At 48.0% G+C, this 25,228-nt stretch carries 19 protein-coding genes; 3 read left to right on the top strand and 16 right to left on the bottom strand.

The window, feature by feature from the left end:
- Positions 1–79: 79 nt before the first annotated feature.
- The 8 genes from ACN08X_RS02540 to smc form a co-directional block, all read right to left on the bottom strand.
- Positions 80–796 carry a response regulator gene (locus ACN08X_RS02540; RefSeq protein WP_419101393.1) on the bottom strand — a complete coding sequence of 239 codons (717 nt, stop codon included), beginning with the start codon at positions 794–796 and terminating at the stop codon, positions 80–82.
- Positions 793–2,154, bottom strand: a complete 1,362-nt coding sequence (locus ACN08X_RS02535) for a sensor histidine kinase (RefSeq protein ID WP_419107808.1) — start codon at positions 2,152–2,154, stop codon at positions 793–795. Before ACN08X_RS02535 ends, ACN08X_RS02540 begins: the two co-directional genes overlap by 4 nt.
- Complete coding sequence (locus ACN08X_RS02530) at positions 2,154–4,013, bottom strand: hypothetical protein (RefSeq protein ID WP_419107807.1); 1,860 nt, start codon at positions 4,011–4,013, stop codon at positions 2,154–2,156. Before ACN08X_RS02530 ends, ACN08X_RS02535 begins: the two co-directional genes overlap by 1 nt.
- Positions 4,014–4,084: 71 nt before the next feature.
- Entirely contained in the window at positions 4,085–4,573 is a 489-nt protein-coding gene (locus ACN08X_RS02525) for an NUDIX domain-containing protein (protein ID WP_419107806.1), read from the bottom strand.
- Between the two features lie 301 nt (positions 4,574–4,874).
- Positions 4,875–6,461, bottom strand: a complete 1,587-nt coding sequence (ffh, locus tag ACN08X_RS02520) for a signal recognition particle protein (protein WP_419101397.1) — start codon at positions 6,459–6,461, stop codon at positions 4,875–4,877.
- A gap of 200 nt (positions 6,462–6,661) precedes the next feature.
- On the bottom strand, positions 6,662–7,762 hold the full coding sequence (gene ftsY, locus ACN08X_RS02515; protein WP_419107805.1) for a signal recognition particle-docking protein FtsY: 1,101 nt from the start codon (positions 7,760–7,762) through the stop codon (positions 6,662–6,664).
- A 104-nt stretch (positions 7,763–7,866) separates the two neighbouring features.
- Positions 7,867–9,231 (bottom strand): MFS transporter, encoded by a 1,365-nt coding sequence (locus ACN08X_RS02510; protein ID WP_419107804.1) that lies wholly within the window; start codon positions 9,229–9,231, stop codon positions 7,867–7,869.
- A 70-nt stretch (positions 9,232–9,301) separates the two neighbouring features.
- Positions 9,302–12,757, bottom strand: coding sequence for a chromosome segregation protein SMC (smc, locus tag ACN08X_RS02505; protein WP_419107803.1), 3,456 nt, complete (start codon positions 12,755–12,757; stop codon positions 9,302–9,304).
- A gap of 248 nt (positions 12,758–13,005) precedes the next feature.
- On the opposite strand from smc, the gene ACN08X_RS02500 reads away from it, so the two are divergent.
- The 3 genes from ACN08X_RS02500 (at position 13,006) to ACN08X_RS02490 (ending at position 17,907) form a co-directional block, all read left to right on the top strand.
- A complete protein-coding gene (locus ACN08X_RS02500) occupies positions 13,006–14,037 on the top strand; it encodes a 3-oxoacyl-ACP synthase III (protein WP_419107802.1) in 1,032 nt (343 codons plus the stop codon).
- 121 nt (positions 14,038–14,158) lie between these two features.
- The gene (locus ACN08X_RS02495) at positions 14,159–16,843 is read left to right on the top strand and encodes an alpha/beta fold hydrolase (RefSeq protein ID WP_419107801.1); all 2,685 of its coding nucleotides are present in this window, start codon (positions 14,159–14,161) and stop codon (positions 16,841–16,843) included.
- Complete coding sequence (locus ACN08X_RS02490; RefSeq protein ID WP_419107800.1) at positions 16,837–17,907, top strand: NAD-dependent epimerase/dehydratase family protein; 1,071 nt, start codon at positions 16,837–16,839, stop codon at positions 17,905–17,907. Before ACN08X_RS02495 ends, ACN08X_RS02490 begins: the two co-directional genes overlap by 7 nt.
- A 37-nt stretch (positions 17,908–17,944) precedes the next feature.
- On the opposite strand, the gene mutM is transcribed toward ACN08X_RS02490, so the two are convergent.
- From mutM to ACN08X_RS02450, 8 genes are all read right to left on the bottom strand, one after another.
- On the bottom strand, positions 17,945–18,925 hold the full coding sequence (gene mutM, locus ACN08X_RS02485) for a bifunctional DNA-formamidopyrimidine glycosylase/DNA-(apurinic or apyrimidinic site) lyase (protein ID WP_419107799.1): 981 nt from the start codon (positions 18,923–18,925) through the stop codon (positions 17,945–17,947).
- Positions 18,918–19,616: a ribonuclease III gene (rnc, locus tag ACN08X_RS02480; protein WP_419101405.1), complete on the bottom strand. Its 699-nt coding sequence runs from the start codon at positions 19,614–19,616 to the stop codon at positions 18,918–18,920. The genes mutM and rnc overlap by 8 nt, the downstream gene beginning before the upstream one ends.
- 7 nt (positions 19,617–19,623) lie before the next feature.
- Complete coding sequence (gene rpmF, locus ACN08X_RS02475; protein WP_419101406.1) at positions 19,624–19,827, bottom strand: 50S ribosomal protein L32; 204 nt, start codon at positions 19,825–19,827, stop codon at positions 19,624–19,626.
- Between the two features lie 37 nt (positions 19,828–19,864).
- The gene (locus ACN08X_RS02470; protein WP_419101407.1) at positions 19,865–20,344 is read right to left on the bottom strand and encodes a YceD family protein; all 480 of its coding nucleotides are present in this window, start codon (positions 20,342–20,344) and stop codon (positions 19,865–19,867) included.
- Between the two features lie 183 nt (positions 20,345–20,527).
- The gene (gene coaD / locus ACN08X_RS02465; RefSeq protein WP_419101408.1) at positions 20,528–21,013 is read right to left on the bottom strand and encodes a pantetheine-phosphate adenylyltransferase; all 486 of its coding nucleotides are present in this window, start codon (positions 21,011–21,013) and stop codon (positions 20,528–20,530) included.
- 50 nt (positions 21,014–21,063) lie between these two features.
- Positions 21,064–21,633 carry a 16S rRNA (guanine(966)-N(2))-methyltransferase RsmD gene (gene rsmD / locus ACN08X_RS02460; protein WP_419107798.1) on the bottom strand — a complete coding sequence of 190 codons (570 nt, stop codon included), beginning with the start codon at positions 21,631–21,633 and terminating at the stop codon, positions 21,064–21,066.
- A 65-nt stretch (positions 21,634–21,698) separates the two neighbouring features.
- Positions 21,699–24,311, bottom strand: a complete 2,613-nt coding sequence (locus tag ACN08X_RS02455; protein WP_419107797.1) for an ATP-dependent DNA helicase RecG — start codon at positions 24,309–24,311, stop codon at positions 21,699–21,701.
- Positions 24,308–25,189, bottom strand: a complete 882-nt coding sequence (locus ACN08X_RS02450) for a DAK2 domain-containing protein (protein WP_419107796.1) — start codon at positions 25,187–25,189, stop codon at positions 24,308–24,310. The genes ACN08X_RS02455 and ACN08X_RS02450 overlap by 4 nt, the downstream gene beginning before the upstream one ends.
- Between the last annotated feature and the right edge of the window lie 39 nt (positions 25,190–25,228).

Here is a 25,228-nt window from a genome sequence, read left to right as displayed (position 1 = left end):
TACTCACTACGAGTCTAAAAAATTTCAGAAAAGCAGAACTCCCCCATAGGACTGATTTCTAGAAGGTTTCCCCCTCATATCAGTGAACAAGACCTGTACGATACGCAAAAATTACCGCGTTCACTCGGTCTCGAGAATGAGTTTTTGCCAAAACATTAGATACGTGAGTTTTCACGGTAGATGAACCTAAAAACATCTGCTCCGCAATTTCGGCGTTGGTGAGGCCTTTCGCCAAGTAGCTAAGAGTCTCCCGTTCACGAGCGGTCAAAGACTCCACACGCAGACGATCTTCGGCAGAACATCCTGATACGTTTGAGGAGGCACCAGAACTCATAGCTGAAGAAGTATTCAATGATGAAAAGTCAGAGGCGACAGTAATCTTTTGAATAACAGGTAAAGTCACCTCCGGGCTGAGCAAAGCTAAACCTCCATGCACTTGTTCAATGGCTTCTACAAGTTTTTCGGCAGTGCAAGTTTTCAACAAAAAACCACTCGCGCCAGCGTTAAGCGCACCAAAAAGATAATCATCACGGTCAAAGGTGGTCAGCACCAGAACCTTTGACTCCGTCTGTTGAACAATCTGTAATGTCGCGTTAATGCCATCAAGAACAGGCATCTGCACATCCATTAACACGACGTCAGGCTTGAGTTGAAGGCACAAATCTACAGCTTCTTGGCCGTTATGGGCCTCTCCTACGACGTGGATGTTCTCTTCGACAGAAAGAATCATCGAGAACCCGTTACGGACAAGGTCTTGATCATCGGCTAAAAGCACGCGAATAGTCTCTGCACTCATGTATTTTCACTATGTCTTTCTGGTATACGAATATAAACGAACCACCCTTGAGCATTCGCGCGGTGTCCGTAAGTTGCTGAACCTCCTAAAGCCTCAGCGCGCTCTTTAATACCGCATAAACCGTAGTTTGAGGAAGACTTATCTGCAGGTTTCTTCTGAGAGCAACCATCATCAATGACTTCTATTTCAATCCATACTCGCTGGTTGACCTCTACAGAACGAAGAATCACGTGCACCGTACGTGCCAAAGAGTGACGACGCACATTATTCAAAGATTCTTGAATCATCCGATAAATAGAATTCTGCGTCCCCTGCGGGATTTTTGCCAAAAACTTTTCTTCATGTTCAGATTTCAGATACTCTACCTGAAACCCAGAAGCTTCTACTTCAATAAAAAGTTGTTGTAGTTGTTCTAAGGTCGGTTCACTATAGCTGATATTTCCCTGAGCTTTTGACGGCTCTCTATCCTGACGTAGAAGACGTACGATAGAGCGCATCTCTGTAATAGCTGTACTCGCGCTTTGTTCAACGTTTTGTAACGCGTCAACAGCTTTATCGGGGTAACGGTTGAGAAGACGCCGAGCAGCACCAGACTGGACAGAAATAACAGAGATATGGTGACCTACCGAGTCATGAAGTTCGCGTGCTACACGTAAACGTTCGCGCACCACCCTATCTTGTGCAATCTGTTCACTTTGTTGTTCTAGCTCATGACGCTGATTTTCTAATATCTCACTTTGGTAGGCTCGAATCCACGAGATACGGCCCAATGCGATACCTGAGCCAAAATACATCCCATTATTTATGCATAAGGTCAGCAACGTGGCAAGTGAACTATCGATAGGCCCGTTCTGCGCCAACTCGTTGACGTTAAAAAGTGCAACACCGTGAAGAGTCCACGCAATAATAATCCACACAATCGTCAAAAAAATCACGATGTAAACAGACATCCAAACAAGTTTTCGGTCTTGTCCCCAAGCAATCACCGTATACAGCAAAAATAAGTACGTCACTTGAAAAATTAACGTGAAATATATCGGTGGTGAAACCGTTAACGACGGTGGAACAAAGAATATCAACGTTGCAACAGCAAAGGCCGTCAAAGGGTAGCGTCGTCGAACGGTCAAGGGTAGCACCATCAGCTGAGCCAAGATATAAGACCACAAAATTTCTTGATGGTCATCACCAAAAAGACCTAAGCTCTGGTAGCTGGCCGAAGAGATTAAGGCCAATAATGAAGCAACCAGAGACAACCAAAGGTCGTAGCGAAAAGACTGTTCAGAAGGAACAGGACGTTGCCAGTCAGGATCAATATCAACGCTCTTTCGCAGGTATTGAGCGATACCATGATGCTCCATCAGCCCTCCGAAAACCGTGAACGCAAAGAACGAAATAACCTTTTAACATGCTTCTTTGCACCTTGATGTTGCTGTTGTTTTTTCTCCTGTTGCTGTTTCTCTACCTCAAGGGCATATTCTCGCAGTTCTTCAAGAACAGATTTCTGAGGTTTAAAAGGTTCAGCAGTTGGCTCTAGCTTCTCCTGTTCTATTTTTTTCTGGTGAAGGTATTTCTGCCCCCAAAGAAACTCTGCGGTTCCCATTCCAGCACATGCCAAAGAAGCTAATGCTTTCAGAGGTGAAGAAACACCAGAACTTTTATCACGATAAGCTAGAACTCCTAGAACCGCTGAAATGCTCAAGGTCAGGGCAGCATCTGCCCGCAATATCCAAGGGTTCTTCTGAAGAATCTCAAACGCATCTTCTTCTATATTTTCTTCAGGTTCTGAAGAAGAGGAAGGCTCAGCAAGTGAGCTTTGAACCAGCAGAGAAAGAGACTCAACTATTTTTTGGGTTTCGACCTCGTTCATCGGTTCAGTGGTAACAAAAATTGCTCGTTGAAGGTCATCTTTTAGAGGTTCTATCTCTTGTTGATGTTCGTGAGCTCTGAAAAATGTTGCATCACATATTTCACGGAAGAATTCTTGTAGCTCCGCAGGCGCACACAAAAGTTGTATCACGGATTCGGCGCTTAGTAAGGACCCATAATCTTGTAAATATAGGTGAAGCCGGTGCATAAAGTTCTCATCGACGTTATACGCCCACATGAATTGTTCAAGTTGTTCTAAGATACGCTGTTTTTGAAAAGGTTCAGGAAGAATACCAGAAAGCTGTTGCATCATTTCTGAAAGGAACGTACCTTTTGCGTATAAGGATTCAGGCAGATGAGGGTTAATATTTTTTGATGCCCCCCAGAAAAAATCGATAAGATACCCTTCATGTACGTCAAACAACGGAAGTGGTCTTCTCAAACCATCACGAAGTTTCTCCATCCACGTATCCCATAGGGGGTTGTGCCAGTCATGGTTCTTTTCGTGTGCTGGGATAAAACAGGCTATATGTACGCCGTGAGCAGATGACGTCACCATAATAGCTGGTTGTTGTAGCTGGTATAGCAGTTGTGCAATCAGAAGAGATTTTCCCCAAACAATAGACCAACCAGATTCGCAGTCTTTAACGTCGAGCTGTTCTGTTGCTGACATACGATGTATCTGTTCACGAAGAACATCGGCGCAGACAGGGAAAGTAGCAGCCGTTCCCACCGCAAAAGTGTTAATTTCTAGGCTCTCCCCTAGTGAAGTCAGCTCAATAGAATAGTCTCGCTCCCTCGGTAAAATAATGCTCATCATATCCGCGTCAATACGTTCTTGTATCTGTTGAGCATAATTTTCAAGAGTTCTCCCAAGCGAGAAGGATCCATCTTTTTCGGGTGTAACAACACGAAGGCCTTCAACAGTCTCAGAACTATCAGGTACGCAAAGAACATGAGCAACTACAGCAGTCATCGTTCTTTCATACACAATGATTTCTGGAGTATCGCTCAGAATATCAGTGAAACTTTGATCAAGCTGATCGTCGGCGTAGAAGAGTTCTTCATCATCTTCGTCTTCTGCCGTATCCTGTTCGAGCGGCTGTTCACTCTCATGTGATGACAGTTGCTCCGCGTCAGGAATTTTCACATCATCACATTTCAATGAAAAAAGTTCAGTGAGCTGTTCATCAGTGATTCCGGCGTCAAGAGGACCATCTTGATCAAGACCGTATTCTGTTTCGTAGTCAGGCACTGCGCAGTAGCTAAAATGGATTTCTGCCCAAATAACGTTATCTTGTTCCCAAGACACGTTTCCTTCTGAATCTTTAGGAAAAATATTCGACGTCATCACGTTCTTTCTACGCACATTTATAATCGGTAACAGCACCTTCTCACAAGAATACCGTGAGAAAACACCTTCTATGAATCTTCAGAACTCAGTTCAATCATCTGGCCGGTCTCCAAAGCCTCATAACAGGTGCGAAGACGATCCGCTAAAGAGTGTTTAAAATATTGTGCAGCATCGTCTAAAGCTACCCAACGATACCCTAAAAGCTCTTCTGATTGCACGTTGATAGGAGTATCAGAGTCAATGACACCACCATCATAGAAATAATATGAAGAATCACCCCACACACCCATTTGCAGCCCATGAAAAATGACGAGTAAACGCCCAGGGGTAAGGTCTAACCCGACTTCTTCGAGCACCTCACGAAAACAGCCTCGTTGTGGTGCCTCACCTGTTTCGACGGTCCCACCAGGAAGAGCCCACCCGTCACGGTAATTAGGTTGTACCGCGAGAAACTCATTCTTTGCATTCCGGATTAACGCCCCCGCAGCCATACGTCGTGTCGGTAAAGTCGCAATAAATTGGATGAGTTCTTCTTCAGAAAGATAAGTATCAGCCATCATTGTCTCCTGACCCTTTAGCCTTAAGAACCCTCACGTAGGTTCTTAACGGTATCTATGTCTTAGGCACAACACTACAGGCATTACCGCTCAGCTCTCTTATTTTGGCATAAGAATAACAGGTCTTATTTTTCTTGTGTAACCGTGGAGCAACAGTACGTCAACGACAAGAGCGTGTTGAGCTTTTGATAGCCAAAAACAAAGAAGTCTTTAGTGTTTTTGACATCCGTCATGATGCCACAAAACACTAAAGACTTCCGTATGAGTCACGTAACCGTAGCTCACATATAGTCAAGAAACTTTATTTATCTGAACCTAAAAACTTCTCAAAACCTTTAGGAAGGTTCAGCTCTGAGGCGTCGAAGTCTTGCCCAGTGTTTCCAAAGGCAGAACCAGCAGGCGCACTCTGTTTCTTCTGAGCTGCAGCTAATTGCTGTTCGCGCTTTGCGGGATTACCAGAACGCGCTTTCTTCGCGTTCTTGCCTTTCTTCTTATTGGCTTTACGCGCCGCACCAGCGGCAGCTGCCATCCCCGGCATTTGCATACCGCCGGGCAAACCAGCCATATTGCCAGAGGCAAGTTTCTTCATCATCTTTTGAGCCTGAGCAAAACGTTCCATCAGCTGATTCACTTCAGAAACAGTAACACCAGCACCACGAGCGATACGAGCCCGTCGTGAACCGTTAATAATTTTGGGAGCAACGCGTTCATGCGGTGTCATCGAACGGACGATTGCCTCGACTCGGTCAATTTCACGTTCGTCAAAGGCCTCAAGCTGCTGACGAATCTGAGCGGCTCCAGGCATCATCATCAGCAGTTTTTTCATGGAACCCATTTTGCGAATCTGCTGCATTTGCGCTAAGAAGTCTTCAAACGTGAAGTCCTCTTGGTCAGCAAATTTTTGGGCCATACGGTCGGCTTCAGCTTTATCCCAATTAGCTTCTGCTTGTTCAATGAGAGTGAGCACATCACCCATATCCAAGATGCGAGAAGCCATACGGTCAGGATGGAACTGTTCAAACTCGTCGAGGTTCTCACCTGTAGAAGCAAACATAATCGGTTTGCCCGTCACCGATGCAACAGAAAGCGCTGCACCACCGCGTGCGTCACCATCAAGTTTTGAGAGGACAACACCGGTAAAATCGACACCTTCGTTAAAGGCAAGTGCAGTATTGACAGCGTCTTGACCAATCATCGCGTCAATTACGAAAAGAACTTCATCCGGTTCAATCGCGTTACGGATGTCTCGTGCCTGTTGCATCAATTCGGCGTCGACACCGAGACGACCTGCAGTATCGACAATGACCACGTCATGCAACTTTGCGCGGGCCTCTGCCACACCATCACGAGCAACTTGTACAGGGTCGCCAGTGGGCACATCAAATTCAGAAGTGACGCCGGGATGTGGAGCATAAACGGGTACTCCGGCACGTTCACCAACAACTTTTAGCTGGTTCACTGCGTTAGGACGCTGAAGGTCAGAAGCCACCAGCATCGGCGTGTGTCCTTGGCTCTTGAGCCAGTGCGAGAGTTTTCCAGAAAGGGTGGTTTTACCAGCACCTTGAAGACCGGCAAGCATAATGATGGTAGGCCCAGACTTCGCCATATTGATTCGACGAGTCTGACCACCCAAGATGTTGACAAGTTCTTCATTAACAATTTTGACAATTTGTTGGCTGGGGTTAAGCGCTTCAGAGACTTCTTGCCCCAAAGCACGTTCTTTAACGTGAGCGGTGAACTCTCGTACCACCGGCACTGCAACGTCAGCGTCCAAGAGCGCACGACGGATTTCCCGTACGGTAGCGTCAATATCGGCTTCGGAGAGGCGACCTTTGCCGCGGAGGTTTTTGAAGGTTGCTGTCAACCGGTCAGAGAGTGAATTGAACACGAGTCGTGAACCACTTTCGCTATTTGGGTAGATCGAGGAGAACCTCGTAATTTTTCTGAATCAACTTCTAAGGATAACGCACTTAAAGAAGATGTGCCCTCTCATCATTCATATTCTGGTGAAGAACTTACGCTAAATAGCAAAGAATCTTCACTACCTCATACGGTAGTGAAGATTCTTTGTCTCAGATAAACCGAGTTTTAATCTAAGAGTGCGTTGACAAATTCTTGCGCATCGAAGGGGGCAAGATCGTCGGGGCCTTCGCCCAATCCAACAAGTTTGACAGGGACGCCAAGCTCTTCTTGAATAGCGACCACGATGCCACCTTTAGCGGAGCCATCTAATTTAGTCAGTACGATGCCGGTAATATCAACAACGTCGGAGAAGACTTTTGCTTGCATCATACCGTTCTGTCCGGTTGTTGCATCAATAACGAGTAGAACCTCTGTTACGGGTGCTTCTTTCTCAACAACTCGCTTGATTTTGCCGAGTTGATCCATCAGTCCGGCTTTATTTTGTAGACGTCCAGCCGTATCAATCATCACGGTATCTACGCCACGAGAAACACCCTCACGAATCGCTTCATAAGCTACTGAGGCGGGGTCAGCACCGTCTTTTTCAGAACGTATCGTTTCGACGCCGACTCTATCGCCCCACGTTTGTAGCTGGTCGGCAGCCGCTGCACGGAAGGTATCGGCAGCACCCAATAAGAGTTTTTTCTCTTCAGCGACCATCACACGAGAAAGCTTTCCGACAGTGGTCGTTTTGCCAACGCCGTTGACACCCACCACAAGAACTACACCAGGTTTACCGTTCTCTCCCGTGGTGCGTAGAGAACGGTCAGTATCAACACCAACAATCTTTAGCAGTTCTTCGTTGAGCATCTGCTTGACCTGTGCGGGGTTTTCGGTGCCTTCGATGCGTACACGTTGTTGTAGATTTTCTACTAACCGCCCAGATGCATCAGCTCCTAGGTCTGCAAGAAGTAAAGTTTCTTCTACTTCGTCCCACACGTCTTGATCAATTTTGTCTCGTGAGAGAAGAGAAAGAAGCCCTTTTCCAAGGAGATTGTTTGAGCGAGCCAGACGGGCACGTAACCGCACGAGACGGCCAGCAACTGGTGCTGGACGGTCGATAGTAGGTTGCCTGTCAGCGTCTGCAGGTTCACGGTCGTTCGCGTCTCGGGTGGAGTCGTAGCCTTCTGGTGGAGCTTTTGGCCCACGCAGTAACACCGCCAAAACACCGACGAGGACGAGAACACCAAGGACTATGTACAAGATAAGAGTCAAGGTATCGTTCACTCTTCTAGCTTCTCATACGTGCCCCACTCATCGGAAAACTTCACCATAAGTTTTCATAAAAATATTGGGGTCAGTGCACTCCCCTTGAGGGCATCTCACATATTTTATCGGCCGGTATACCCTTTTTCAGCAAGGTCTTTCGGGAACCGTGGAGAGCGCCAAGGTAACCACCCGAGCATCATCACCAACAGCAGTGCACCGGACACCCCAAAAGCCCAGTTATAGCCCCAGTGGTCGGCAATCCACCCAGCCAGTAACGGACCAATAATTTGTCCAAGGTCAGCAAACATCTGGTAGGTGGCAAGAACGGTACCACCGGAACGTTCGTTTCCTACGATATCGGCAATAGCAGCTTGCAGGGATGGCCCTAATACGCCAGTTCCAACGCCTGTTGTAATAGAGAAAATAATAAAGAGCATGGGTGAACCAGAAACGCCCACCAAAATAGTAGAAACACCGGCAAGAAGTAGACCATAGAAAATGAGGTTTCGGCGGCCATGCTTATCAGAAAAACGCCCCGAAATGTTTTGGGTAATAGCGTTACCGCCGGCGTAGAAGGCCATCGCTAAACCTGCTAAAACAATCCCACCGTTATTTGGGTCGTAGTTTTCACCGTGATGATAGCTCGCTAAAAGGGCTACGGCAGCAAGAGGCATTAACGCCACACGTAAGCCCAAAGCTGCCCATCCAATAGCAAAGTTTGTGCCTAGACCGGCACGGAAGTTTGTAAACTTCCACGCATTTTTAAGCGATAGTTCAGGTTGTGTTTTAGGCGGAATGGAACCAGCATATTGAGCTTCTTTGAGGTAGAAGAACACCAGAATACATGCAATCAGCAATGCTACCGCGTAAATCACGAAAGGTAGACGCATCCCTAACCCCACCATGAGGGAGCCTACCACTGGCCCTAAAATATTGCCAAGAAGGAAGGCTGTTGCGTAGTACCCAGAAATTTTTCCACGCAAATGCGCAGGAGAATAACGCACTAATAGTCCCATAGCAGAGACGGTAAACATCACAGAGCCGATACCGCCTAATGCACGAAAAGCCATCAGGACAGGATAATTCCATGAGATGGCAACGCCGAGAGAGCCTAAGGCAACAATGATCAACCCTGCCATATAGATGGGGCGTTCACCCCAGCGAGCAACAAGTTTTCCAGAAGCCGGAGCAAATAGTAAACGGGTGGCAGCGAACATGCTCACCACAGCAGAAGCGGCTTGTACACCCACATTAAAACTTGCAGCGTATCGAGGAAGAACGGGAGCGATGAGCCCAAAACCTAACGCAATCACAAAAGCAGCAAGAATAAGAACTTTCAAAGGCCCCGGGATGGGAGTTTTTGAACGTTTCTGGGAAGTGCCAGTTTCAGAAAGATTCTGATATTGTCGAGCTGCTGTCGGGTGTGCCGCCGTAATAGGGATAGCGCCGGTATCAAGATGATTATTGCGTTGATAGGAATCAGACATGGTTCTTTATCTTACTCTCCTCAAAAGTGTTTAGGGTGATGTGATAGTGATAAGACAACAGGTCTTCTCTCTAGGATTCTAAAGCATCACGAATAGATTGGGCGTCTTGGCTGATGACGTTGCTAACCCCCTGAAACATCGTAATGCCGTAGAGAGTCTGGGCGATTTCCATGGTGCGAGGTTTATGCGTAATAATCAGCAGCTGACTCGTCTGACCTAGACGTTCAAAGACTGGTAGGACACGTGAGAGGTTACGGTCGTCTAAAGCAGCTTCGACTTCATCAAGTACATAAAACGGTGCAGGTCTAGCCTCAAAAATTGCAGTCACTAACGCTAAAGATGCTAACGCACGTTCCCCGCCAGAGAGCAAAGAGAGCCTTTGTACTTTTTTGTCTGCAGGTCGCGCATGAATTTCAATTCCGCAATTGAGTAAATCTTCGTCATCAGTTAGCGCTAAGGTACCTTCTCCGCCGGGGAAAAGTTCTGCAAAGATTCGTTCAAAGGCGTCTTTAGTCTGCTCAAATGCCTCAACAAAAGCAGTTTTCATATGGCGGTTTAACTCTGCCATCAGCGAGCGCATTGAGGCTCTGGATTTCTTCAGATCAGTGATTTGGGTGTGCAGGTATTGTTGGCGTTCGTCTAGGGCTTGGTATTCTTCTAAGGCTAGAGGGTTGACGGTTCCTAGTGCTTTGAGTCGTTGTTGTTCTTGGTGCAGGTTTTTTTCGAGTTCGGCACGGTGGGGTGTGTTGTTCTGGAGGTAGTTTTGGTGGGTTTCGAGGAGTTCTTCAATGGTGCAGCCGAGTTCTTCGTTAAGACGTTGGTTGAGGTTTTCGTAGCGGATACTGCTCTGAGCTTTTTTGAGGCTGAGTTTTTGTAAGGTGTTGGTCAGTGTTTGATGTTGGTGTGTGATGTCTGCTAGTTCGTCTTCGATGTTCTGGCAGGTGTGGTTGAGGGTGCTGAATTCTTCGCTGAGGGCACGGTAGTGCTGCTGTTGTTGAGAGTGTTCTTGGGTGAGTGTTTCTAGGAGTTTTTGGGCGCATTGTGCCACAGTGTTAGCGCGTTGTTGTTGGAGTAGGCGTTGTTGTTCGTGTTGTTGTTCTTGTGCGGTGTGTTCTTGAAGTGTGTTGAGGTGGGTTTCTAGTTCTTGAAGTTTTTCTTGGTTTAGCTGTAGGTATTGTTGGGTGTGTGTGAGTGAGTTTTGGGCGATAGTGCGTTGGTGTGAGAGGTGCTCTAGTTCTTCTTTAAGGGTGTTATGTTCTTGGAGCTGTTGTGGGTTTTCAGGGGGTTGTTGTTTTTGTAGGGTGGTGATGGTTTGGTTGAGGTGTTCTAGTAGTTGTGCGTGTTCTTGTTCTTCGGCGCGGTATCGTGCGAGTTTTTTCTGTTGGTATTGGTGTTGTTCTTGTTCGTGGCGGTGTTGTGTGGTGAGTTGGGCGTGTTCTGTTTCTAAACGGTGGATAGTTTTTTGTATTTTTCCGATGTGACGTGCTGTTTCGTGTTCTTGTTCTTTGATTTGAGCAAGTTTTTGGGTGTGGTGGTCGTGTTGTTTTTGGGCTTCTTGTTCTAGCGTTTCTGCGTGGGTGAGTTCTTGGGTGAGTGCGCTAATCTGTGCCGCTATTTCGAGGTGGTTATCTTCGGGTTCTGCGGTGTTGTAGCTGTAGTTGGTGTAGCGTCGTCCCTGCGAATCGTAGATGACGATGTGTGGATGTTGTTCTAGAAGATGGTGTTGGTCTTCTGTGAATTCTGGGGTGAAGTAGATGTGGGTTAGGGCTTGTTGAAGTATTTGTTGTGCGTTGGGGTGTTCTGTGCTGACACAGTGTATTGCTGGGGTAAGCCCGTTAATGTTTTCGGTGTGAGTTGTTAGGGTGTTGTGTGGGGCGAAGAGTGTGTTGTGGGAGGTGTTGTAGGTAGGTTTTTCGTAGAGGTAGCTTTGCGCATATTTTCCTAGTGCGTGCGCTATGGCTCGTTCTTTTCCTTGCTGAATCTGAATGAGACGGTGAAGAGGGTTGCCGGTGTGTTCTGGGGTGTTCTCTTCAGGTGTTTGAAGGAGCTGTTTAAGGCTTGTAATGCTTGCTTGTAGGGTGTGTACGGTGATGGCTCGTTGTGTGCAGATGTTTCTACTGTGTTCGCTCTTGCGGGCGTATTCTTCGTGTTTTAGGCGTAGCTGTTGCTGTTGTTGTTCTTCGTGTTGCAGAGTTTTTGTGTGCTCTTGCAGGGTGTGGGTGAGCTGGTCAAGATTCTGGGCGTAGTTTTGGTGTTGTGTTTGAGCGTTTTTAAGTTCTTCTCGGTAGCGTTGGTGTTCAGCGCGGATTCTTTCATATTTGGCGCGTAGGCTGGCTCGTTCGGTAATGCTGTGGGTTAGGCGTTCTTGATGTTCTTTGCGGCGGTGTTGCTGTTGTTGTATCTGTTCTTGGCAGCGTTCTATTTTTTGGTGTTGTTGCTCGTATCGTAGGGTGAGGTCTTGCAGAGTGCGGGTCAGGTCTTCGCATTGTTGGCGGAGTTGTTGTTCTTCTGCTTTTTCTTGGATGATGGAATCTTCGGTACGGCGAAGATGCTGTTGGTAGCTTTCAAGAGAGTTATTTTTTTCGGTGAGGCGGGTTCTCTCCTGTGCTAGTGCTCTAAGAGATTGTGTTGCTGCCATGATTTTTTCGAGTTCTTGAAGGTTCTCGTGCTGTTCTTGACGGCGTTGGTCAAGTTGTGTTTGCAGAGCGTGGTGTTGTGTTTTCTTGTTGTGGCAGGTATTGAGAGTCTCGGTAAGTTTTCGGTGTTGGATCTGTGTTTTTTGGTAGAGGTCTTCGTCTTGGGTGTGTTCTTGGTGTTGTGTGAGTGCTTCGTGTGCAAGAAGTTTTTCGCGTAGTTCTCGTATCTGTGCTTGGATTTCGTAAGCGGTGCGGGCGTTTGTGGCTTGTTCGCCGAGTGGTTTGAGTTGGTTGGTGAGTTCTTTGTTGAGGTCTTCGAGACGGTTGAGGTCGGCTTTCATCGCGTGGAGTTTACGTTCTGTTTTTTCTGCTCGACGACGGTAAGTGAGGATTCCGGCGGCTTGTTCGATGAGGGCTCGTCGTTCGGTAGCTGAAGATTGGAGGACTTTGTCAATGTGTCCTTGCCCGATGATGGAGTGTTCTCCTTTAGCGATGGACGCCGTGTTAAAAAGTTCTTGAACGTCGCTTAGTCGTACGGTAGTACCGTTAATTTCGTATTCTGAGCCGCCTCCGCGAAAGAGGGTTCGTGATATTTCGACGGTGCTATGAGGTAAAGGGAGTTCGTGCTCTGAATTGTCGAGAACGAGAGTGACTTTCGCTCGTCCTAGTGGACTTTTGTGGGAGGTTCCGGCAAAAATGACGTCTTGCATGGCTGATCCACGGAGGTTTTTGCTGCCTTGTTCTCCTAACACCCATAGGAGTGCGTCTACGACGTTGGATTTACCTGAGCCGTTAGGTCCGATGATGGCGTTGATACCGTCGTTAAAGTCAAAGACCGTGGTTGAGGCGAAGGATTTGAATCCACGTAAGGTCATAGAGATGAGGCGCACAGGATTCCTTTCTCCAAGGTGCTATAGGTTGGTGGTAGCCAAAAAATTTGATTCTTTACTAGCACATATAGTGTGAGATTATCCCTTGAGCTAAATATGTACTAGAGGTGTTTTTGGCACCTAGAATGTTCATAGGTTGCCATCAAGGGTTTCCTCTCCCCTGGTGTTTGTGTTGGGTTTATGAGATGTTCTCTCAATAGATAAGTCTAAGACATACACCCCGAACGTGGACGAAAGCAAGTATCGCATTGACCGCTAACTCTGATATCCGTCATTCTGATGTGGCGTTATTATCCATTGAACATGAAATCCCTTCTGAGGTTGTCACATCAACCTATTTTGATGAAAAACTCGCTCAAACATATCAAAGGCTGAGGCTTCCTAAAGGTCTGTTAGAGCGTTTAGCAGGCATTTCTGAACGTCGTTCATGGGGTGCGCAGATGACCTTTGAAGATGGTGCCGTATCTGCGGCGCAAAAGGCGTTAGATGCTGCCGGTATTTCTGGCGATCGTATTGGTTTGATGATTAATGCTTCTGTCACTCGAAGTCATTTTGAACCAGCCGTTGCTGTGGGCATTCATGATCGTTTAGGGCTTCCGGCACACACCTTAGAGTTCGATATGACCAATGCGTGTTTAGGGTTTGTTAACGCGATGACAGTTGCCGCTACCATGATTGATGCTCATGCTATTGATTATGCGTTGGTAGTTGCGGGGGAAGATCCTTCACCGTGGCATGAGACGGCATTACGTATCCTCGACAAGCCTGAAACCACACGTGATGATGTGTTAGCACAATTTGCGACGTTAACTCTTGGTTCGGGGGCGGCGGCAGCTGTTTTAGGTCGCCATAGTTTACACCCGCAAGGGCATCGGCTGGTAGGTTCTGTCTCGCGTGCAGGTACGGAGCATCGTCATCTTTGCGTCGGTGGAAATGCCGCTGAAGGGATGAACACCGATGCTGCAGGCCTGTTGAAACATGGTTTAGAGTTGGTTGCTCAGACATGGGAAGAGGCTCATCATCGAGGGTGGGATTGGACTGATATGGATTCTTATGTGACACATCAGATTTCTAATGCTCACACGAACGCCATTATTGAAGCTGTTGGTATTGATTCGGAAAAGATCCCGATGACTTTCCCCTATTGGGGTAATGTTGCGGCGGCGGCTTTGCCCATGACATTAGCGCAAGAAGCCCCAACATATCGTGTTGGGGATCGTATTTTATGTATGGGGGTTGGTTCTGGTTTGAATACGTCGCTGATGGAGATTCTCTGGTAGTTCTGCCCTGTTCTTGTATCTCAAAAAAAGAATAATAGTTTTCTATCCTTCTCCTCCGTGAGAAGGTTCCTCTTTCCCTACATAGCTGGGGTGAAGAAACTCCATGAAAGGTTCCGTTGCAGTGACTCATTCCCTTTTTTCTTCTGCCGCACAATGGCCCGGTGTTGACCCTCAATGGTTGCATCGTCTTGAAGTGTGTTCTACGAGCGCTGTAGATGCTGGGCAGCGTCGTTCGTGGAGTTATCTGGATAATCTTCCAACGTTGGAGAAGAATTCTTTGGAGCCGGTGGGCACGATTCTTGCCGTCCATGGAAACCCGACGTGGTCATATATTTGGAGAAATATTCTTCAAGCGGGTGCTCACCCTGAGAATAGGTGGCGTGTTATTGCCGTTGACCAGCTAGATATGGGGTATTCAGAGCGTACCGGCACGGTGCGCCGTCTTGAAGATCGAGTGCAGGACTTATCAGATTTTACGAAAACAATCGGATTAGATGATAGTACACAACCGGTAGTGACTCTTGCCCATGACTGGGGCGGGTTAGTCTCTTTGGGATGGGCTTTAGAACACCAAAATATTTTGAGCGGAATCTTATTAACAAATACTGCAGTCTTTCATGCTGAAGGTTCAGCTATTCCAGCACCATTACAGGTTGCCCTTGCCCCTGGGGTACACCGTTGGGGTACACAAAAAAGTACCGCATTCTTAGATGTGACCTTATCTTTGGTGGGGCAAAACCGATTATCTCAACAGGTTCGTGCCGCGTATCGTTCGCCTTATACGTCGTCGAATCTTCGTGAAGGTATCCGCAATTTTGTTGCTGATATACCCGCAACGCCTCAGAGCCCTTCCTATGCAATGATGCAGAACATTGCAGAGGGCATCCGTCACCTTCAAGTGCCAGCTTTTTTTCAGTGGGGTGTTCAAGACCCTGTCTTTACCCGTCGCTATTTAGCAGACTTGATGCGCAGAATGCCGCATGCAGATGTTCATTGTTATGAGAATTCTTCACATTTAGTGATGGAAGACCAAGATGTTGCTACCCCATTTTTTGAATGGCTTCATGAACATTTCATGCAAGAACACACATTACGTCAGCAGCATGTTCAGCGTCGTGCAAAGAACGTTCATAGTAAGAGTTTCGTTCCCATGGGTGCACAACTTGAACAACGGCGTGAAGAAAAGACGCTAGCTGTTGTCGATATGCATCCCAAAGATTCTACGCGCATAGCACGCCACTATACGTGGGCAGAACTTGCTCAAAACGTAGAACGTGTTGCTAATGGGCTTGAAGAATTAGGTGTTCGACCTCAATCACGAGTGAATTTGATGATTCCCCCCGGCGCACTACTGACAACATGTATGTATGCGTGTCTAAAAATTGGGGCTATCGTTGTTGTTGCTGATACTGGTCTTGGAGCCAAAGGCCTGACTCGAGCGCTGAAGGGGGCAAGACCAGATTATCTGATTGGTATCCCTCAAGCATTAGCAGCAGCAAAGGCTTTCGGCTGGCCAGGGTCCAGAATATCGGCGGAGCCACTCACCGGTGTGATGAAAAAAGTTCTTGGTGTTAGAGCGACTCTGACAGATTTTACCGATACTAGTGTTCGGCCTCGCCCCATTCGAGATGCTCAAGAGCATGCAGCAGTGCTATACACTTCGGGTTCAACAGGGCCAGCTAAGGGAGTGCTCTACACTCAACAACAGCTAAGTGCGATGCGAGATGCCATTATGAGCACCTATCATCTGCACCAAAATACGGGACTTGTTGCAGGATTCGCACCCTTTGCCTTATTAGGACCAGCCCTTGGCGTAACAAGTGTTACCCCCACAATGGATGTGACCCAACCTAAAACTCTTACCGCCTCAGCATTAGCTCACGCGGTAGAAGCAATTTCCGCACAAACGGTGTTTCTCTCCCCTGCCGCACTCATGAATGTGGTCAGAACCTCCGCAGCATTAGGAGAGCAAGAAAAACATGCTTTAGCTCAGGTACGCACCGTACTTTCTGCAGGTGCCCCATTGAGCACCTCGCTCTTAGAAGCTGTTCATGCGATTCTTCCGCACGCAAGCATCCACACTCCCTATGGTATGACAGAGGCTCTACCCATCACAGATATATCCTATGAACAGATACAAGACGCAGCCGCTGACGCTGCATCTAAAAATGTTTTAGGTGCAGGAAATGGTGTCTGTGTTGGAACGCCGATAGCAGGTGCGCAAGTGAGTATCGCACCCTTAGACAAAAACGGTGTGGCGGGGGTAGAACATCATCAGACGCCCGGTGTGACCGGTGAGATTCTGGTGCGTGCACCTCACGTCAAAGACCGTTATGACAGGCTGTGGGTCACAGAGCACCAATCAATAGCCACACCGGGCTGGCATCATACTGGAGATGTGGGGCATTTAGATGAGCACGGCAGACTATGGGTTGAAGGAAGACTCTCACATATTATTTTGGGTGCTCAAGGAATATACACCCCTGTAGCGGCTGAGCATACCGCCGAAAAAATTATGGGCGTACGACGTGCAGCGGTCGTCCCTGTTGGCCCTGCCGGTTGTGCTCAAGCTGTTGCGGTGGTTGAAACAGACCCACAGACCCGTAAAAATGGTCTTGCCAGTGTAAAGCTGACACAAAAAATTCGTAACCAAGTGTTTGAGGAAACCGGAATTAGCCTCTGCGCGGTACTTGCCGTGAAAGAGCACCCAACCGATATCCGTCATAATTCAAAAATTGACCGTACGTTACTGGCACAGTGGGCAGAGAAAGTTCTCTCTGGAGAGAAAGCGAAAGTATCGTGGTAAAAACACCGGTTTCTTTACGTCCCTTACCACACATTGCACCGATTCGAGAGCGACAAGAACGGGTCCTTGTGACCGGCGCTTCAGGGTTGTTAGGTCGAGAAGTTGCCCTCGACTTTTTACGACGCGGATATCAAGTGCGTCTTGTTCAACGCCGCGATGCACAACTTCAGAAGATATTACCACCGGCTTTAGCTCAAAACCTTTCCCAGATACGCGCCGACTTAGGTGACAAGAACCGTTTAGAAGAAGCTGTTGACGGTTGTGATGGGGTCGTTCATCTAGCTGCTAAAGTATCTTTCGCTGGAAGCTGGGAAGAGTTTTATCAGACGAACGTTCAAGGCACACAGAACCTTCTTCAAGCCGCGACACATCACTCAATCACCCGTTTTTTGTATATTTCTTCGCCCTCCGTAGCTCATACTGGGGTGTCTTTTATGGGTGCAGATAATACTGCTGCAGCACCCGAACACACTAGAGGATATTATGCGCGTTCAAAAGCTATTGCCGAACACCTCGTACTCGCAGAAAATAGTGAACGCTCCCACACGGCAGCGCTACGACCGCATATTGTGTGGGGCCCATCCGATACACAACTTGTTGAACGTGTCTTAGAACGAGCTGCAGCAGGAAGGCTTCCCCTGCTGAACGACGGTACAGCACTCATTGACACCACCTATATTGACAATGCGGTAGACGCTATCGTAACCGGATATGAACGGTTAGAGACTATTCAGGGACAAGCACTCGTGATTACTAACGGACAGCCGCGACCGGTGGCAGAAATAATCCACCACATGTGCACGGCCGTGGGTATTGAACCACCCAAACGCTCTGTACCAGCAACATTAGCCCGCGCCCTCGGTAGCGTCATCGAGAAAGTATGGGAAAAATACCCTGGAGAAGACGAACCACCCATGACACGTTTCTTAGCAGAACAGTTATCAACTGCTCATTGGTTTGACCAACGACAAACCCAAGAACTCCTCGATTGGGCGCCCAAAGTATCGTTAGAAGAAGGATACGAACGGTTAGCGCAGTTCTATCAAGACCGATACCGACACTAAAAAGTGCCCTGAAGCGTATCTGCTTCAGGGCACTTCTCTACGATGAAGTTTTCTTTTGACGCGGGGCACGTTGGCATCTCGGGCAACGATAACAGCTCCGTTTCATCATCACCTCACGAATGATGGTACTCTCTACCCCATTTTCTTGGCACCGGTAGCACAGCTGCCCTTCACGCCCATAAGCGTTCAAAGAACGATCAAAATACCCAGATTCCCCGTTAACGTTGACATAGAGGGCGTCAAAGCTTGTTCCTCCAGCTTCTAAAGCCTGTGAGAAGACCTCTTGTATTGAGTGAACGAGTTCTCGGGTCTTTGCCATGCTCATAGTTTTCGCTGGTTTCGCGTAGTGAAGACGCGCTCGCCATAGCGCTTCGTCAGCGTAAATATTGCCGACTCCTGAAATAGTTGATTGGTCCAGTAGTAGACGTTTGATGGCGCTGGATGTTTTGAGCATTTTCTGTCGAAACTCGTCAATATCAAAATTCGTATCTAAAGGATCTCGTGCAATATGGTTCAGACTTTGCGGAATATACGGTAACGATAATGTGCTTGCGCTAGATGCGGATACAGGGTGTTGTCGTATATCCGATACGGGAATAAGCGTATCAAGGTACATTCCACCAAAAATTCTTTGATCCACAAAACGTAGCTGTTCAGCAGCAGGTTCTGCTGTGGAGTGATGGTCTTGATTCCCTAGAGTTACCGTGATTTTGAGGTGTTTTTCTGGCGGGAACTTTGAGGTTTTAAAAAGGATTTGACCGCTCATACCTAGGTGTATGACAAGAGCTGTTTCAAGACGGGTACCATCAGCGTTTTCGAGGATGATCCAGAGGTATTTTCCGCGTCGTACGACGTCAATAATTGTCGTATCTTTGAGGGTGTGTGCAAACTCTTCAGGCGTATTCTCGCTACGGCGGATAGAGCGGGTATCGTGAACGTTCACACCTGTAATACGTTTGCCCAGCGCGTGTGTGAGCATTCCACGGCGTACGACTTCAACTTCAGGTAGTTCAGGCATCCTGATGGTGTGATTGTAGTTCTTTACACGTTTTTTGGGCTGCTAAACGTTCTGATTCTTTTTTGGAGCTTGCAACACCTTGATGATAAGTGGTGTTAGCGATATGAACGGTAGCAGTGTATTCGGGGGCGTGTTCAGGCCCTGAGACGGATACTTCGTAGCGGATGTCCCCGAGTTTTTGGGATTGCACGATTTCTTGAAGTTCGGTTTTCCAGTCTCGTCCGGCGTCAAGGATTTCTTGATCATCGAGCATAGGTGCGATGAGTTCGAGGACGAGGTCACGGGCACGGTCACGTCCGAGGGTGATATAACACATTCCGAAGATAGCTTCGAGGGTGTCGGCGAGAATGGAATCTTTATCTGCTCCGCCAGTTTTTTCTTCGCCTTTTCCTAACCAGAGGTAAGCGCCGAGGTTCAGGGTTCGTGCAACTTTTGCTAGTGCCCATGATGAGACAACAACATGGTGTCGGCGTACGAGTTCCCCTTCAGGCTCGTTGGGGAAACGACGATAAACGTCTTCGGCAATAGCCAGTGAAAGGACGGAGTCGCCGAGGAACTCTAGTCTTTCGTTGTGGGGTGTTCCGGGATTCTCAAAGGAGTAGGAACGGTGTACGAGTGCTTGCTGAAACGTCTCGGTATCAATATTGAGACCGAGACGTTTCAACAATTCTGATGAATCAGAGTTATTCATACTAACTTTACGCGTCAGCTACCTTGCGACCCTTGTACTCGTAGAACAAGGCGTTACCTGCAGAGTCAGTAACTAGCTTTGCCTGGTGAGGCAAAGAATAGGTTACGCGACCGTTTTCAACGGTCTTAACCAGCTGAGGTACGGACGCCTTCCACTGGGAACGGCGTGCGCGGGTGTTAGCACGGGACATTTTCCGCTTGGGAACAGCCACAGCTATCTCTCTTCTCTAGAAAATACGGTTATTAAGTTTATTTATCCTCGTTGAATATGCCGGTTAAAGCACTCCAGCGCGGATCAAGCACCTCATGGTGATGCCCCGGCTCTTCTTCCAGGCGGATTCCGCATTCGGAACACAATCCCTGACAAGAGTCCTTACAAAGGGGCTGGAACGGCAGCTGTAAAATGACTGCGTCCCGTAGAGCCGGTTCAAGGTCGATATAATCGTCCTCTACCGTGTACTGCTCATCTTCTTCGTCTTCTGGGCCACCAGCGGGTGCCTTCTCAAAGACGAAGAGCTCTTGAATATCTGCTGACACGGTTTCAGAAACCGGATCAAGGCATAAACTGCAGTCACCGCTCATGTCGGCGGTTGCAGTGCCACTAACCAGAATACCATCTACAACGGATTCTAGCCGGAGATTGAGTTCAATGTCCGAACCTTCTTCCGCTCCGATCAGAGCATTGCCAAAATCCTTTGGCGCTGGTATCACTTTATCGAGGGTTTCCATGGTCCCAGGTTGATGACTCAGGTTCCGAACAGAAACCTTCAGGGGCGATGAATCTTTTCGTGAAATGACGAACTCCCTTATGATAAGTTTTGACCAACTACAAACTCTAGTTGCAGTTCGGCTACATAGCAACTATTCCAGCTTCACGTATTCTATTCAAGCACCGTTAATGTGCTGTTAAGCTCACTTTTCGCGTGATATTTTCTGTGTTAAAGCACGTTGCACAGGCACAGGCACAAAAGAATCAAGCTGTCCCCCATAACGGGCAACATCACGAACGAGCGTCGACGACAGCTGAGAATACCGCGAATCCGAGACCAAAAAACTTGTCTCCACACCACTAAGATGCCGATTCATCACAGCCATCTGCGATTCATACTGCCAATCTAAAGAGTTACGGACACCTTTAACGATTAAATGCGCGCCACGAGACTTCGCGTAATCAGCAAGTAACATAGATGGCATCAACTCCACGCTCACGCCGTCCAAAAAACCAAAAGTCTCTTGAACGAGTGCAACACGCTCCTCATCACTAAAAAGATAGGTCTTCGCCGAGTTACGAGCAACAGCAACAATCACGTTGCCATAGAGTTTGGCGGCACGAGTAATCACATCGACATGCCCATTATGAATAGGGTCGTAAGAACCAGGACAAATAACTAGCTGCATACCCTATAGCCTAACAGTGGAAGCACCCATAAATAGTATCCAGAAACTCTCTACGACACTAACTGCACATAGTACAGGATAGTCTCACCATATTTTTTCTGACGGAACTGTTCCAAACCAGAAGGAATTTCTACCGGCTCCATACGAGAAGAACGCTCCAGAACCACCACAGCGTCATCATTCAAATGTTCTTTTATGAGGATTAACAGCGTGTGCACCTGCTCATTAGGCATATCATAAGGAGGATCCACAAAGACAACATCCCACGGCTCCCCCTGATAACGCTCCAAAAAACGTTGGGCATCCGATGTATAAATCATGGTGGACGCAGCAGAACTCAACCCTTGAGAAACCCGCGCCACATTCTCACGAATCGTCGCAACAGCCGTTGATGACGAATCCACAAAATCAACATGACGAGCACCACGACTTAGAGATTCGCACCCTAAAGCACCGGAACCGCCAAAGACATCAAGCACACGCCCCTGCGATAACACCTCGTACCCCTCCAAACGAGAGAATAAAGACTCTTTCACACGGTCTGTTGTCGGACGTGTCTTATTCCCTGGCACATGAGACAAGGGCAAACTACCGCATTGACCGGCAATAATTCTACTCATGTTCTGACGTCCTCCGTTCGTGACCATATATGCACATATCAACCATCATATAAAATCCCGTTCCATCATCCTCGTGAGAGGAATTGTTCATGTTCAGCACCCACAAAACGTTCAATCCATCTCGCCACATCAGGATGTTTACCTAACGTGGGGTCTTCTTCAATGAGAAGACGAGCATCTTCACGGGCCTTTTCAATAATGTCGGCATCATCAATCGCTCTTAACAATTTAAGGGTGCTCTTTTTGCCCGATTGGGCAGCACCAAGAATATCTCCCTCACGGCGCTGACGTAAATCAATCCTTGAAAGCTCAAACCCATCTGTTGTAGAAGCTACCGCGTCTAAACGATCTCGTGAAGGGCTCCCCTGCTCTTGCTCCGTGACCAAAAGACACGTTCCCGGAAGCTGCCCACGCCCAATACGACCGCGAAGCTGATGCAAACCAGAAATACCAAAACGATCCGCATCTAGAATCATCATAAGCGTTGCGTTCGGGACGTTAACACCAACTTCAACAACAGTAGTACACACTAAAAGCTGAATATCACCTTCGCTAAAGCTCTGCATCACGTGAGCTTTTGTCTGAGTATCCAAACGCCCATGAAGCATATCGATACGCACACCAGAAAGCACCGGCATATGAGAAAGTCTCTCGAGAACTTCTATCGCCGAATGAAGCTTCTTCTGAGAACTACCCTGATCTGTCGAGAAAAGATGTTCGGCCTCAGAAGACACCTCATCTTCTGAGATATCCTCACCAACTTTAGGAACAACGACATACACCTGATGCCCCGCATCGATTTCTTCGCGAGCGCGTTCCCAAAGACGGTGCTCCCAGTGTGGGTGTTCTGCTAGAGGAACAACAATACTTTTAATTTTTTGGCGACCTGCTGGTAGTTGGTCGAGTACAGAAATATCGAGGTCGCCAAAAACTGTCATAGCGACGGTACGCGGAATGGGTGTTGCTGTCATGACTAAACGGTGCGGCAGTTCTCCGTCTGCGTTGCGTAAGCTATCACGTTGTTCAACGCCGAAACGGTGTTGTTCGTCAACGACAGCTAAACCGAGGCGCGCAAAGTTCACGTCAGAACTTAGTAGCGCGTGAGTGCCGATGACGATATCGGCTGCACCAGATGCGATATCAAGAAGAACCTGTTTTTTCTCCGAAGCGGGCATGGACGCTTTGAGCAGACGCACGTGAACAGGTGGTTCATCATCGTTGTGGCTGGTGAGCGGGCGTAGGATTTCGCACACCGATTGGTAATGTTGTTCGGCAAGGACTTCGGTGGGGGCAAGCATTGCGGCTTGTCCGCCGGAGTCTATGACTTGAAGCATGGCTCGTAGCGCCACAACGGTTTTTCCGGAGCCGACGTCGCCTTGTAATAGGCGATTCATGGGGGTGCGTTGGCTGAGGTCTTGACGTATTTCTTCTCCTACATTTTTTTGTCCGTCTGTTAGTTGGTAGGGCAAGAGTTCGAGAAGACGTTGTGCGTACCCGTTTTTGAGGTATGGCCACGAGTCGGTGGTGTGTTCTGCGCGTTGAGCGCGGATACGAGCCAGCGCGCTTTGGAGGATGAAAGCTTCTCGATAGCGTAAGGAATGTTGAGCTTGTTTCCAGGTGTCGTCACTATCGGGGGTATGTAGAGCACGGTACGTCCATGCCAGTGTCGGTATTTTTCGTTTGTGTCGTGTTTCTGGTGGGAGTGGGTCTTCTAGTTCAGATAATGGCGCGTGGTCAAGGAGTTCTGCGATAGCGGCGCTGATTCTATCGGTTGGAAATTTAGCGTTTGCGCGGTAGACGGGAATGGGTGCGTGTGCTTGAGTGTAGGCGTGTGATGAGACGTTGTCTCCGGTAGCACGATGATATTCGCCGATCACAGCATAGTGGGGGTTAGTGAGGGTCAGTTCTCCTTTGTAGGCACCTACTTTTCCAGAGAAGAGGACATGATCTCCTGTTTGCATGTCTCGTGCTGCAGACCACGCGTTGAAGAAGGTGAGGGTCATACGGTGGGCGTTACTGGGGTGAGCGTATCCGTGTAGTTGGTGTGCCGGTGAGGGTAACGTACCGTAGCTGTCAGAGTATCCGCTGGCAGAACCTGTGAGTAGCGGATGGCTGGGTTTTTGGGTTCGGTAACTGTAGACGGTGCCAAGGGGCGCTTCGTCGTTATGGTCTTCTTCGTCAGAGAGTTGGTCACTAATAATAATTTCGGTGATAGAACCTCGACGAGAACGCATGGATCGGGTACGGACGTCGACCACTTGTGCCATGAGTGTGACGTCTTGTTCGTATTCTAGTTCTGAGAAGGGCGTGAGTTTGCCTCGTGGGAGGTATTTTTTGGGGTGGTAGTTGAGCAGTTCTTCAACGGTGTGTACGCCAAGATGTTTTGATAATTGCGCGGCAAGAGTTTTTCCGAGGTAGACGCTAAGTTTTGTGTTCTCGAGGCGTGCTTCTTGGTGGTATTTTTGGTGAATTTTCTGGGTGAGTTCTTGATGTTCGGTGGCGGTTTGAGCCGTATTTTGGGGTGTTCGACGAGTCTTAGGTGTTTTTTTCGCCGGTTTTTTGGTGCTTTTCTTGGGTGTTGTAGCCGATGTTTGTGAACGTTTTGGTGTTGATGAGGTTGTTTTCTGTGTTTCTGCAACAGCGTCGAAAAGTGTTTGGTCTTTGGGTGTTTTGGTCATAGTGCTAGGATTTCGAGGTTCTCAACGGTGCCGTATTGTTCGAGAAGTTCTTTCACTTGTTGTGGGTCTTTCACGTGAATGTGGATACGCCAATGAGGGATGTCCGCTGTTTGATCAATCATAGCGACAGCTAGACTCTGACCAGATACTTCTAATTGTGAACGCAAAAACATCATTTTTTCTAGAGGTAACGCTATTTCGCAAAGGAGTTCGCGCAGTTCATCAGGCGGTATATCCGGCTCACCGAGTAGTTCGGCAGGTATTTGAAACAGGTCGTTCGTCGTTGTCTCGTCGATGCTTTTTCCGTTTAACACGCTACTGAGCGCGTTGATGACCAAGAACAGTCCGACTGCCCCAGCATCTGCACTACCGTGTACATGGCGGGTTGAGGCAGCGCTCTGATAGGCGCATTCGGCGAGGAAGAACATGTGTTCTTCAGTATGCGAGGTTGTAATAGGTGCCCGCGCAATATCCGACATGACCGTGAGCATAGTTGCTTCGGCAGGTTCTATCATGGTGGCATGGGCGTGTTCTTGAGCGATAAATAATCCAAGGTGCAACGCTTCGGGGGTGAGTTCTCCGTCGTTTCCTAGTGAGCGGGTCAGAGCGTTGAACCATGCTGAGAGTAATGTTCCGGAGTTGCCGCGGCTTGTCCGTAAGGTTTCTTGTGCTGCGTCAGTGGGGTCGCATCCGTTGTGTAGATGTTCGCAAAGAGTACGGCAGGTAGCTAGTAGGTTAGAACCAGTATCGCTATCAGGGACGGGGAAGAAATTAATGTCGTTGAGTTGTTGGCAGTATTTGCTCAATATTTGTGTAGATTCTTGACACCATTGAGGCCACACAGATATGACGTTGAGAGTGTTCTTCATCGCGCTCATTGACTCTTCCTCATGTGTGGATGGTGCGTTATCTAAGAG

It is taken from the genome of Rothia sp. P6271 (genome assembly GCF_048512995.1).
In the GTDB taxonomy this organism is placed as follows: domain Bacteria; phylum Actinomycetota; class Actinomycetes; order Actinomycetales; family Micrococcaceae; genus Rothia.
Note: the sequence above shows the minus strand (reverse complement) of the source record. Positions and strands in the feature narration are given on the sequence as shown.